This window comes from Marinilabilia sp. (genome assembly GCF_016278715.1).
Classification (GTDB): domain Bacteria; phylum Bacteroidota; class Bacteroidia; order Bacteroidales; family Marinilabiliaceae; genus Marinilabilia.
The window spans coordinates 1-11,526 of the sequence record NZ_JADQBH010000121.1; the positions used below are offsets into that span (position 1 = coordinate 1).

Annotated in this window: 12 protein-coding genes; 7 read left to right on the forward strand and 5 right to left on the reverse strand. The window is 42.2% G+C overall.

All coding sequences use genetic code 11. The features are described 5' to 3' along the window. Positions 1 to 917 (forward strand): 5-formyltetrahydrofolate cyclo-ligase (locus QZZ43_RS07380; protein ID WP_291857538.1); only part of this gene is annotated, 917 nt, incomplete at its 5' end. A 71-nt stretch (positions 918 to 988) separates the two neighbouring features. On the opposite strand, the gene QZZ43_RS07385 is transcribed toward QZZ43_RS07380, so the two are convergent. The 5 genes from QZZ43_RS07385 to tgt all read right to left on the reverse strand — a co-directional run bounded on the left by QZZ43_RS07385 (position 989) and on the right by tgt (position 6,158). Next, a complete protein-coding gene (locus tag QZZ43_RS07385; protein ID WP_291857539.1) occupies positions 989 to 1,156 on the reverse strand; it encodes a DUF362 domain-containing protein in 168 nt (55 codons plus the stop codon). 411 nt (positions 1,157 to 1,567) lie between these two features. Next, a complete protein-coding gene (locus QZZ43_RS07390) occupies positions 1,568 to 1,888 on the reverse strand; it encodes a biotin/lipoyl-containing protein (protein WP_291857540.1) in 321 nt (106 codons plus the stop codon). A 138-nt stretch (positions 1,889 to 2,026) separates the two neighbouring features. Further along, complete coding sequence (locus tag QZZ43_RS07395) at positions 2,027 to 3,571, reverse strand: acyl-CoA carboxylase subunit beta (protein WP_291857541.1); 1,545 nt, start codon at positions 3,569 to 3,571, stop codon at positions 2,027 to 2,029. A gap of 299 nt (positions 3,572 to 3,870) precedes the next feature. Further along, positions 3,871 to 4,956: an LptF/LptG family permease gene (locus QZZ43_RS07400; protein WP_291857543.1), complete on the reverse strand. Its 1,086-nt coding sequence runs from the start codon at positions 4,954 to 4,956 to the stop codon at positions 3,871 to 3,873. 71 nt (positions 4,957 to 5,027) lie between these two features. After that, positions 5,028 to 6,158: a tRNA guanosine(34) transglycosylase Tgt gene (gene tgt, locus QZZ43_RS07405; RefSeq protein ID WP_291857545.1), complete on the reverse strand. Its 1,131-nt coding sequence runs from the start codon at positions 6,156 to 6,158 to the stop codon at positions 5,028 to 5,030. A gap of 274 nt (positions 6,159 to 6,432) precedes the next feature. On the opposite strand from tgt, the gene QZZ43_RS07410 reads away from it, so the two are divergent. From QZZ43_RS07410 to QZZ43_RS07435, 6 genes are all read left to right on the forward strand, one after another. Beyond that, positions 6,433 to 7,569, forward strand: a complete 1,137-nt coding sequence (locus QZZ43_RS07410) for a glycosyltransferase (RefSeq protein ID WP_291857547.1) — start codon at positions 6,433 to 6,435, stop codon at positions 7,567 to 7,569. Next, complete coding sequence (locus QZZ43_RS07415) at positions 7,560 to 8,171, forward strand: sigma-70 family RNA polymerase sigma factor (protein WP_291857549.1); 612 nt, start codon at positions 7,560 to 7,562, stop codon at positions 8,169 to 8,171. The genes QZZ43_RS07410 and QZZ43_RS07415 overlap by 10 nt, the downstream gene beginning before the upstream one ends. Positions 8,172 to 8,220: 49 nt before the next feature. Beyond that, complete coding sequence (gene rsmG, locus QZZ43_RS07420; protein WP_291857550.1) at positions 8,221 to 8,841, forward strand: 16S rRNA (guanine(527)-N(7))-methyltransferase RsmG; 621 nt, start codon at positions 8,221 to 8,223, stop codon at positions 8,839 to 8,841. Between the two features lie 206 nt (positions 8,842 to 9,047). Continuing rightward, on the forward strand, positions 9,048 to 9,206 hold the full coding sequence (rpmH, locus tag QZZ43_RS07425; RefSeq protein ID WP_291857552.1) for a 50S ribosomal protein L34: 159 nt from the start codon (positions 9,048 to 9,050) through the stop codon (positions 9,204 to 9,206). Between the two features lie 249 nt (positions 9,207 to 9,455). Continuing rightward, positions 9,456 to 10,337, forward strand: coding sequence for a PASTA domain-containing protein (locus tag QZZ43_RS07430; RefSeq protein ID WP_291857554.1), 882 nt, complete (start codon positions 9,456 to 9,458; stop codon positions 10,335 to 10,337). 20 nt (positions 10,338 to 10,357) lie between these two features. Continuing rightward, positions 10,358 to 11,443 carry an RluA family pseudouridine synthase gene (locus tag QZZ43_RS07435; protein ID WP_291857556.1) on the forward strand — a complete coding sequence of 362 codons (1,086 nt, stop codon included), beginning with the start codon at positions 10,358 to 10,360 and terminating at the stop codon, positions 11,441 to 11,443. Positions 11,444 to 11,526: the final 83 nt, after the last annotated feature.

The following is an 11,526-nucleotide window of genomic DNA, read 5'->3' on the forward strand; positions in this document are numbered from 1 at the left end:
TTGACTGGATGTTCCCGGAGCTTTGGCGTGTTTTATCGCTAAAAGGAGCACGAATGATTTGTCATCCTTCAAACCTGGTACTGCCTTTTTGCCAGACAGCGATTCCGGGATATGCACTCACCAACCGCATATTTGTAGCCACAGCAAACAGGATTGGTCAGGAAAGAGACCTGACATTCACCGGCCAGTCTGTTTTAGTAAATCCCAACGGAGAATATTTACTGAGGGGGGATCAACACAAAGAAGAGACCTTAACCGTCGAAATCGACCTGACGAAAGCAGACAATAAACAAATGACGCCATTTAATGATGCCTTTGACGATCGCAGGGTTGACTTCTATTCTCTTTCCGTTAAGGAAGACCACTCTGAAATGAAGAAGGAAAAGAAAATGCAAAGAAAAAGAATCCAGAAACAAAAAAAACAATACAACGAAGACCAATTAAAAACCATTGGACAGGATGCGATGGCACAACTGGAAAAGATACCGGAATTCAAGGCATCCAAAACTGTTTTCATTTATTGGTCGCTTCCCGATGAAGTACCCACACACGAATTCATTGAAAAATACCGAAAAGAAAAAAAGTTTATTCTCCCACGCGTAGTGGGCGATTACCTGGAATTACACGAATTCACAGGCATAGAGTCCTTAGAGGAAGGAAACTCCTTTGGAATACAGGAACCTACGGGTTCGGTTTTTTCTGATTTTGACACCATCGACCTGGCGGTTGTTCCGGGATTGGCCTTCACCCGCAACGGTGAGCGACTTGGAAGAGGTGGCGGATATTACGACCGGACACTCCCTTTTCTGAAGAATGCAGTTAAAATTGGAGTAGCCTTCCCATTTCAGATGGTGCCCCGCATACCTCTCGACACGCACGACGTTTTGTTGGATAAAGTAATCGCCGCCAGCGAATAACAATAAAAACAGACAAAAAAAAAGCCTGTCTGCACAATGCAAAACAGGCTTTTTTTATCCTTTATACCCCCTTATGCAGGATGAATTGCCTCTGTGGGACAAACATCAGCACAAGAACCACAATCGGTACACAATTCGGGATCAATTTTATAGATCTCACCTTCAGCGATAGCATCCACAGGACACTCATCAATGCAGGTACCGCAAGCAATACAGTCATCATTAATTACGTATGCCATTTTTCTTTCTTTTTAATGATTAGATGATTTTTCAAAAACCAAAATTATCTGCTTTTTTCCTTTAAAAAAAAAGAAACCTGTCTAAATAAGGTTATTTGTAAGGGTTTTAAATAATGCCACTCCATGCAATCGTCCGATAAACAGCCCCTCCCAGCTAACCAAAAACCAAACCTCCAGACCGGAGTGGGGGTACAGAAAAAAGCCGGCAACAAAAATGTCACCGGCCTTTTGGTATAAAATACAAAATCTCTCTTAGGGATTGTGCCGAAATAACTTGCCGCTTTAGACTTGTTCTTTTGTCCTATAACTTCCTTGAAAATCCATTGAATAGCTCGCTATTCGCAGCATTTTCAAGTCGGAAAAGAACAAAATAACTTCGCTAAATCTGTCAATTTATTTCATTACAAACCCCTACTCAATCTCCACCATCAGAAAACTTTTAGAAATCCGTTGTCCCTTTTCAACAAAGATCTTCTTTATTTTTCCGTCAAAAGGCATGTGAATTTCATTGATCATCTTCATGGCCTCAAGAAGCAAAATTACTTCACCCTCCTTCAGCTTCTTCCCCTTTTTGGCTTTGATTTCAAGCACAGTGCCAGGAATAACAGACTTGATCTCATTAGGATTAGGAACTTCATATTTCTTACGCTCCTTATACTTTCTGGTCAATCTGGTTTTATACTTCAGACTCAACACCTGAAAATCAACCAATTCATGATTATCATCCTTCATAATTGCACATTTTGAATTCATAATCACCGGACATTCCGGATTCTCTATGATTTTACAACAGCAAAAACAGAATATCCAAAACTGCCCCTGCTCAAATGGCTGTTAACCACACGAAACAATCCACCTTCATTTCTTAGCCTAGAATGGGGGAATTCCATGTTTCTTCTCGGGACGATAATCCTCTTTGCTAACAGAAACTTCAAGCGCATGTAAAAGCATTTTACGGGTCTCATCAGGCTCAATCACTGAATCGATGTAACCTTTAGCAGCAGCAACATAAGGATTGGCGAACTTCTCCTTGTACTCCTGAACCTTCAGCCGACGCATCTCCTCTGGATTTTCTGCTTCTTCAATCTCTTTCTTAAAGATAATATTGGCAGCTCCTTCAGGCCCCATCACTGCAATCTCGGCAGTTGGCCATGCAAACATAAAGTCGGCATGCAGGTGACGGGAGTTCATGGCAATGTATCCTCCCCCGTAAGCTTTTCTCAGAATTACGGTAATCTTAGGTACAGTAGCCTCAGAATAAGCGTAAAGCACTTTGGCACCATGACGAATTACGCCGGCATGTTCCTGGTCAATTCCAGGCAGGTAGCCCGGCATATCCTCGAGGGTGATAATCGGAATATTGAAAGCATCGCAGTATCTGATAAAGCGGGCAGCCTTATCAGAACTATCTGTATCAAGCACACCTGCAAGAACCAGGGGCTGATTGGCCACAAATCCGATGGTATCTCCATTCATCCGACCAAAACCAATCACAATATTAGCTGCGAAAAGTTCTTGAATTTCAAAGAAATCAGAATCATCAACGATGGCTTTAATTACATCACGCACATCATAGGGATTCTTAGGATCGGAAGGGATAATATCCTCCACTTTCACCTTGCCCTTGGGCGGTTTTGGCGGAAATGCTCTGGCTTTTTGCTTATTGTTCCATGGAATAAAAGTAATCAGCTTCTTTATCTGATCAAAACATTCCATCTCACTGTTGGCAAAGAAATGGGCATTCCCTGTAATTTCAGCATGAACCCGGGCACCACCCAGATCCTCCATTGAAATCTCTTCACCCAAAACGGTTTTGATTACGCTAGGACCGGTAATGAACATCTTACTGATTTTGTCAACTGTAAACACAAAGTCAGTCAGCGCCGGTGAATAAACAGCACCTCCGGCGCAAGGGCCCAGAATTACAGAAATCTGAGGAATAACCCCTGAAGCAATCGTATTGCGGTAGAAAATCTCACCATATCCGGCCAGCGAATTTACACCTTCCTGAATACGGGCACCACCAGAGTCATTGATTCCGATAAGCGGCACTCTCATTTTCAGGGCATGATCCATAATCTTTGTGATTTTTCGGGCATGCATCAGTCCCAATGACCCACCGGCAACGGTAAAGTCCTGGGCAAAAACGCAAACAGGAGCTCCATAAATGGTTCCTGTTCCAATTATCACACCATCACCATGTAATTGCTTTTTGTCCATTCCGAAATCACGTGCTTCGTGCTCAACAAAAAGGTCATACTCGGTAAAAGAATCCTGGTCCACCAAGGCCAAAATACGCTCTCGGGCCGTCATTTTACCCATCGCAGTTTGTTTCTCAATGGCTTTTTCACCACCGCCCTGCTGTACTTTTTCTCTCCTTTTCCGAAGGTCAAGGATGTACTTTTTTAATGACATACACTAAAAGTTTTGGTTAATCACCTATCAGTCAAGATTCAATAAATAAACCTGCTGAAAAATCAGGGTGCATAATTACTAATTTTACATTAAAGAGTTGCAGGAAAATTTGAATATTTTAACACCTTCCCCTACAAACCTCTGATAAACAATAAGTAAAATTTAGAATGACCACATTAAAAAAAACTTCAGGAAAACCAATTAAAATTTGGAATATTGAACCAGCTGCAAAAACAGGAACTCATTGCCTGAGAATAAATTAGGATTCCGGAACTTTGCTGAAACTACAGATCCGGCATCTATTTGGGTGCCCGATAATACAACAGCGCGCCAATAGCTGAAAAAACAAAATTAGGTAGCCAGGTAGCCATCATGGGCGACCAGTTACCGTTGATGGCAAATGTTGTTGAAATAGTCATGAATAAAATATACGAAAAACTAAGCGCAATGCCAACCCCAATATGAAGCCCCATGCCACCACGGGTTTTACGTGAAGCCAGCGAAACACCTATCAATGTCAGAATAAATGCGGAAAACGGGGAGGCTATACGCCGGTGTTTTTCAATAAGATAAGGCTCAATATTTCCTACTCCCCTGATTGTCTGTTCATCAATATAACTTTCAAGTTCGGGATTGGTCATCGTTTCAAAAAACTTCCTCTCCTCTTTAAAATCGGCAGGCTTCATATTCACCACCGTATCCATCTCTTCGCCTTTGGAAATAACCATCCTCCCGTTTTCTGAAAAATCACGACGTGTAAAATCTTCAAATATCCATTTATTATCGATGCTGTCATATTTTACTTTTTCGGCAGTAATTTTCAACTTCAACTTTTTCCCCTCGATTTTTTCCAGACTAAAGTCATCCCCACGTTCACGATAAGAGGAGTAACGCCGCATATAAATAAACAAACCGGGCTCTATCTGCATGTGAATATTGCTCATTCCGGTTTCCTTAATCTCTTTTACATAGATATTTTCAAACTCAATCCGGACTTTATTTGATGGTGGGATAATATAACCTCCCATCACATAAGAGAACACAGTAAGTATGGCTGCCCCGAGAAAATAAGGGTACAATAATCTTTTAAAACTAACCCCACTGGACAAAATGGCTATAATTTCGGTGTCATAGGCCATCTTGGAAGTAAAGAAAATCACCGCAATAAAAACAAAGAGCGGTGTAAACAAGTTGGCAAAGTAAGGGATGAAGTTGAAATAGTAATCAAAAACGATGGCATCAAGTGGGGCATCAGTTTCAAGAAAATCGTCGATTTTCTCAGCCAGATCAAACACTACTGATATACTCAATATCAGCAGGATAGCAAAGAAGAAAGTTCCAAGAAACTTTTTCAGTATGTAAACATCTATCTTTTTCAAAATCATCCTGTTAAGAAATATCTGTGCTGTTTAGCCCCTGCTCATCATTACAAAGGAACAAAAAATCAAAAGAATTCTTACAAACGCCTTGCCAGTTGTTTAACCATCTGCTCCTTCCAGCCACTAAAAGTTCCTTCCTGAATCCGGCGACGGGCTTCACCAACCAACCATAGATAAAAAGAGAGGTTGTGAATTGATGCCAACTGAGGCCCCAACATCTCACGGGAAATAAACAAATGTCGTAAATAGGCTTTGGAATAGAGCCTGTCGAAGGAGCAATACCCATCGGGATCAACAGGCGAAAAATCCATCTTCCACCTCTCATTCCTGATATTAATTATGCCCTGACTGGTAAACAGCATCCCGTTTCGCCCATTCCGGGTAGGCATTACGCAGTCGAACATATCCACACCACGGCTGATGGCCTCCAAAATATTAACAGGTGTTCCCACTCCCATCAGATACCGGGGTTTGTCCTGAGGAAGAATTTCATTGACTACCTCTATCATCTCATACATCACATCCTCCGGCTCACCCACTGCAAGGCCGCCAATGGCATTACCCTCCCGATTAAAAGAGGCGATGTACTCGGCTGATTTTCTGCGCAAATCGGTGAATCCGGCGCCCTGCACAATGGGAAAAAAAGTTTGGTTGTAACCGTATTTGGAATCGGTGGAATCAAAACGGTCCAGACCGCGTTTCAGCCATTTGTGAGTAAGCTCCATGGACTGAAGCGCATATTTATAATCTGCATCTCCCGGCGGACATTCATCAAAAGCCATAATGATATCGGCTCCGATGATCCGTTGAATATCCACAACATTTTCGGGCGTAAACAGGTGTTTTGACCCGTCGAGGTGAGAACGAAACTCTGCCCCTTTGGAAGAAAGCTTACGTTTATCGCTCAATGAAAAAACCTGATAACCACCACTATCTGTCAAAATTGGTTTATCCCAGGCATTAAACTTGTGTAGTCCTCCTGCCTGCTCTAAAACATCCAGTCCGGGACGCAAATACAAATGATATGTGTTACCCAATATGATATGGGCCTTCACCTCTTCCTTTAAATCATTAACATGAATCCCCTTAACACTTCCAACGGTTCCCACCGGCATAAAAACCGGAGTCGGAATAGTACCATGATCCGTTGTTATTTCACCGGTTCGGGCGGCAGTTTGATTGTCAGTCTTTTCTAATGTAAATTGCATTCGTTTCAGCTCTCTCTAAAAATTAATATTGCTGTATTCAATTACTATAGTCCGTTAATAAAGTCCGGAAACAGAGACGGAAAGCTTTTATTTTCAAAAACTTGAAACAAGCAACCCTCGCTTTTCAAACCATTTATTATTAGGTATCTGCAACCATTTAACAGAGTATTACAATAAAACAGAATTGCAAAGATACAAGTATTGGCCGTTTTTTCGTTCTTAATTGTAACCTAAGGAAAAAAATCGCACATTTGCCCGTCAATTTTCAGAAACCATGAATATTCCTCTTCCAAACACCGCAGAAACCATCCTTTTGTCGCTAATGCTGCTCGCGTGGCTTTGGCAGTTCATTTTTATATTGAGACGCATTTTACCGGTGGCCCGATATAAAAATGCACCTGTTGTCAACGCGGAGCTCCCCCCCGTTTCTGTCGTCATCAGTGCCAGAAACGAAGAAGAAAACCTGGAAGCATTTCTGCCTGAAGTATTAACCCAGGATTATCCCGAATATCAGGTTGTCGTGGTCAATGATGGCTCTGAAGACGAAACAGACATGGTGTTGGCCCGGCTTAAAGCCAGATACCCACACCTTTACAATACCCGGATTGCCCCTGATAAGAAATTCTACCACGGCAAGAAACTGCCCCTTTCAATAGGCATCAAAGCAGCAAAACACGACATATTAGTTTTGACCGATGCTGATTGTCGTCCGGCCTCCGATCAGTGGCTGAAACAGATGGTCACTGCCTTACAAACCAAAAACAAAGAGTTGGTTCTGGGCATCGGAGCTTACAAAAAAACAAAAGGATTAACCAACCTGTGGATACGTTACGACACGTTCACGATTGCCATTCAATACCTTGGTTTTGCATTATGTGGAAAGCCCTACATGGCAACCGGACGGAACATGGCTTATACAAAACAATTATTTCAAAAAACCGGTGGTTTCAAAACCCACCTCTACATAGCCTCAGGCGATGATGACCTGTTTGTGCAGGAAGCCGCCACCAAAGAAAACACCACTGTTTGCGTGGTTCCGGAAGCCCACACCATCAGCCAGGCCCCAACCACGTTCGGCAAATGGAGAGAACAAAAGATGAGACACTTAACAGCCTCCTCTCACTACAAAAAATCCATAAAATTCTCCCTTTTTGCAGAACCTGTTACCAGGGAATTATTTTGGGCTCTTACACTTTATTATATAATTTTTTCTAATTTTGCGCTGCTGATATTGCCTTTTTCATTATTATTGTTTTTCTTCAAACTAATAATTTGGAAAAAGGCATCAGATAAAACCGGAATGGGAAAAATATTTTGGGGGCTTTTACTTTTTGATGTTATTCAACCATTCATCATTGCCTTCAGTCATCTCGGAAATCTGACAGGGTCAAAAAAAAGGAAATGGAAATAAATCCGAACTTATCAGATAAGGCAAGGTATGACCTTGATTTGGTTGAAAAAGCAGTGGAAGGCGACCAAAAGGCTTATGCCGAACTAATGGCCCGTTATCGGGATGCCATCTACTTCATGCTGCTTAAAATGATAAACAACAAGACAGATGCAGAAGATCTGACTATCGAAGCATTTGGTAAAGCCTTTAAAAATCTCAGTCAATATTCTCCCAATTACGCATTCAGTACCTGGCTTTTTAAAATTGCATCCAACAACTGTATCGATTATCTGCGCAAAAAAAGAAACAACCACGTAAGCATTGATGGCGGATACTCATCGGAAGATAAAGAAACAGAGCCACAAATACACCTGAAGGACGAAACTCCCGACCCTGAGGAATTCATGATTAGAGAGCAAAAGGTGGTTTTAATGCGTACCGTTGTAAAGAAACTCAAACCCCGCTATCGCACCCTCATTGAGCTGCGCTATTTTAAAGAGTACTCTTACGAGGAAATATCGGAAGAACTGGATCTTCCGCTGGGTACAGTAAAAGCCCAACTTTTCAGAGCCAGAGAACTCCTTTTCAACACACTGAAAAACTCGGAAGTAAAAAAACACTAACGCATACTCGTCGTTTTTCCCATACCAAAGTGCTATAGCCTAATATTTCATGGACATTCTTTTAAAGTATTTCCCCAACCTCACCTCCATACAAATAGAACAGTTTGCTGCACTCAAAGGACTTTATAGTGACTGGAACAGCAAAATCAATGTCATTTCCCGCAAGGATATGGACAGTTTTTACCTCCATCACGTATTACATTCATTAGCCATTGCACGTTTTACGCGGTTTGTACCGGGCACAAAAATCATTGACATTGGCACAGGCGGCGGATTTCCCGGAATTCCTCTGAGCATATTTTTCCCCGAAGCAGAATTTACGTTACTGGATTCCATTGCAAAAAAAATAAAAGTGGTGAAAGCTGTTTCGGATGCCCTGGAATTAAAAAATACTTTTGCGGTTCAATCCCGGTCAGAAAATTTTAAAGGACAGTTTGATTTTATCGTAAGCAGAGCAGTCACCAACCTACCCGATTTTGTCAGACAAACCAGACATCTGATAGCCAAAAAGCCTGCGAATGCTATCTCAAATGGCATTTTATATCTGAAAGGCGGAGATATTTCTAATGAAACAAAACCCTTTAAAAAGAAAGTTTATATTACCGAAATTAGCGACTGGTTTGACGAATCTTTCTTTGAAACAAAAAAACTTGTTCACCTTCCTTTGTAAAAATTGACCCACAAAGTTTTGGGAGATAAAAAAAACTTGTATTTTTGCAGTCCGAATTTCAGAAAAGAAGGCAAAATAAACTTATAGTCACAACACAGGGACAATACCGGAGATTCTGCTTTGAAACAGCATTCACCTGAGTTCTTTATTCGGAAACTCTTTAAAAGGAGAATATTCCGGAGAATAGTGATTTAAAAACAAAAAAAATGAAAAGGACATTTCAACCATCGAACCGAAAGAGAAGAAACAAGCATGGTTTCAGATCCAGAATGGCTACTGCAAACGGACGTCGTGTGCTTGCTTCACGCCGCGCCAAAGGTCGCAGAAAACTAAGCGTTAGCAGTGAAAAAAGACACAAGGGATAAATAATGGCCCGGATTATTCAACACCGGGATTAGACCATTAGATATGCTTTATGCAATTACGCTATTTCTTAATTGCGCAGTGATATTGACCAACCACATTGTTCTGCAGTTTAGCAGAAATACGGAAAAGCTACAAGGATTCGTTTAGGATCCTTGTTTTTTTATATCCGTACCTCATCGTACTTCTTTTTATCCTGTTGTTTGGTGATTTTATGTTATTTTTGAAGGCATATTAAAAAACATGAAACCATGACGTTTTTCAAAATCATATTCAACAGGGCTTTTGCCAAACACTTAGGAATCGCTGTATTAGTTGGTATTTTAGTCATCCTTCTTACCTTTTGGGTGCTTAATCTATATACTCGTCATGGCAAGGGATTTGCGGCACCCGACTTCACCGGTCTAACAGAACAACAACTGGAACACCTTATTCAGGAGAATGAGTTGAGATATGCTATCATAGATTCTGCCCATATTAATGAACTTCCGCCCGGAGTTGTCATCGAACAGACACCCAAAGCCGGAAGTATGGTCAAAAAAAACCGCAACATCTTCTTCACCATAAACGCCTGGACACCGGAGAAAGTTCAGGTTCCTGATGTCATCGACTACAGCATCCGGAATGCCCGCGTAATGCTTGAATCTTTCGGCCTTGAGGTGGGAAAATTAATATATGTTCCTTCGGAATACACAAATCTGGTACTGGGGCAGCACTACAAAGGTAAACCGGTGGAAGCCGGTACTCCACTGGAGCGGGGAGCCGTTATTGACCTGATTGTAGGCCAGGGATTAAGCAACCGAACCACTGCAGTTCCGGATCTTAAAGGATTGTATTACGATGAGGCCAAACAAATCAGCCAAGATCTCTCACTGAATATTGGCGCGCAGATTTTCGACTCCACGATTGTTTCCAGAGAAGACACCCTAAAGGCTTTTGTATGGAAACAACGCCCCTCCGGAAGCGGGGACAGCAGGCTACGGCTCGGCTCTTCCATTGACATCTGGCTGACTGTTGATTCGTCCTACATCATGTCCGACACCTCCAAGGTGGATACGGCAGAAACACCCGAACAGGAATTTTCGGAAGAGCCAGTTGAGGAAGAAGATTTGAATGAAGAAGAATTCTTTTAACAGAATACAGAAAATAAATAATGAATATAGAAAAACCGGAATTTGAAGACACCGAGGATCTGGACGAACCCATCGAAAACGAAGAGGATACAGGCCCCGAACATGAACGATACGAACATTACCGGTTTGTAGCCGATGCCGGGCAAAATCTTTTGCGCGTTGACAAATTTCTGGTAAACCGCATTGAAAACGCATCCCGAAATAAAATACAGGACGCCGCAGCTGCCGGAAGCATCATGGCCAACGGAAAACCTGTCAAAACGAGTTACAAAGTAAAACCGGGTGACATCATCACTATTGAAATGACCTGGCCGCCCCGGGAAATTGAGATCATTGCCGAAGATATTCCACTCAACATTGTCTATGAAGATGATGCCTTACTGGTGGTCAACAAACAACCCGGAATAGTAGTTCATCCGGGCTTTGGAAACTACACCGGAACCCTGGTCAATGCATTGGCGTGGCACCTGAAAGACAACCCCTGGTTTCAGAGTAAGGATCCGCGCCCGGGACTGGTACACCGAATAGATAAGGATACTTCCGGCCTGCTGGTAATAGCAAAAACAGAAGAGGCAAAGACCATGCTGGCACGTCAGTTTTTCAACAAAACCACGGAACGCACTTATCAGGCAATCGTTTGGGGTACCATGAAGGAAGACGAAGGAACCATTACCGGAAACATTGGTCGTAGCATTCGTGACAGAAAGCAGATGACTGTCTTTACGGATGAATCGATGGGAAAACCGGCCGTAACGCGTTACAAAGTGCTGGAACGGATGGGCTATGTCACCCTTGTTCAGTGCAATCTGGAAACCGGTCGCACCCACCAAATCAGAGTTCATCTGAAACATATTGGCCACACACTTTTCAACGACGAAAGATATGGTGGTGACCAGATTTTAAAGGGAACCACTTTTACCAAATACAAGCAATTTGTAAAGAACTGTTTCACATTACTGCCCCGGCAGGCATTACATGCCAAAACGCTGGGATTTGAACACCCCGTCACTGGTGAATACATGAGGTTCGATTCGGAACTGCCCGACGACATGGAGCAAGCAATAGAAAAGTGGCGTCATTATATTGCGGGCAGAGAAGAAGAATAAAGGCCCCCTGAATCCCCCCAAGGGGGACATGAAAAAGCGCTAGGTCTACCGAAAAAATGAACATGAAAAGTTTTTTCACAACA

Bases quoted from the DNA above. Each gene is read 5' to 3' on its own strand.
- QZZ43_RS07385 (WP_291857539.1), bottom strand. From the start codon at position 1,156: ATGGCATACGTAATTAATGATGACTGTATTGCTTGCGGTACCTGCATT.
- QZZ43_RS07390 (WP_291857540.1), bottom strand. From the start codon at position 1,888: ATGAAGGATGATAATCATGAATTGGTTGATTTTCAGGTGTTGAGTCTG.
- QZZ43_RS07395 (WP_291857541.1), bottom strand. From the start codon at position 3,571: ATGTCATTAAAAAAGTACATCCTTGACCTTCGGAAAAGGAGAGAAAAA.
- QZZ43_RS07400 (WP_291857543.1), bottom strand. From the start codon at position 4,956: ATGATTTTGAAAAAGATAGATGTTTACATACTGAAAAAGTTTCTTGGA.
- tgt (WP_291857545.1), bottom strand. From the start codon at position 6,158: ATGCAATTTACATTAGAAAAGACTGACAATCAAACTGCCGCCCGAACC.
- QZZ43_RS07410 (WP_291857547.1), top strand. From the start codon at position 6,433: ATGAATATTCCTCTTCCAAACACCGCAGAAACCATCCTTTTGTCGCTA.
- QZZ43_RS07415 (WP_291857549.1), top strand. From the start codon at position 7,560: ATGGAAATAAATCCGAACTTATCAGATAAGGCAAGGTATGACCTTGAT.
- rsmG (WP_291857550.1), top strand. From the start codon at position 8,221: ATGGACATTCTTTTAAAGTATTTCCCCAACCTCACCTCCATACAAATA.
- rpmH (WP_291857552.1), top strand. From the start codon at position 9,048: ATGAAAAGGACATTTCAACCATCGAACCGAAAGAGAAGAAACAAGCAT.
- QZZ43_RS07430 (WP_291857554.1), top strand. From the start codon at position 9,456: ATGACGTTTTTCAAAATCATATTCAACAGGGCTTTTGCCAAACACTTA.
- QZZ43_RS07435 (WP_291857556.1), top strand. From the start codon at position 10,358: ATGAATATAGAAAAACCGGAATTTGAAGACACCGAGGATCTGGACGAA.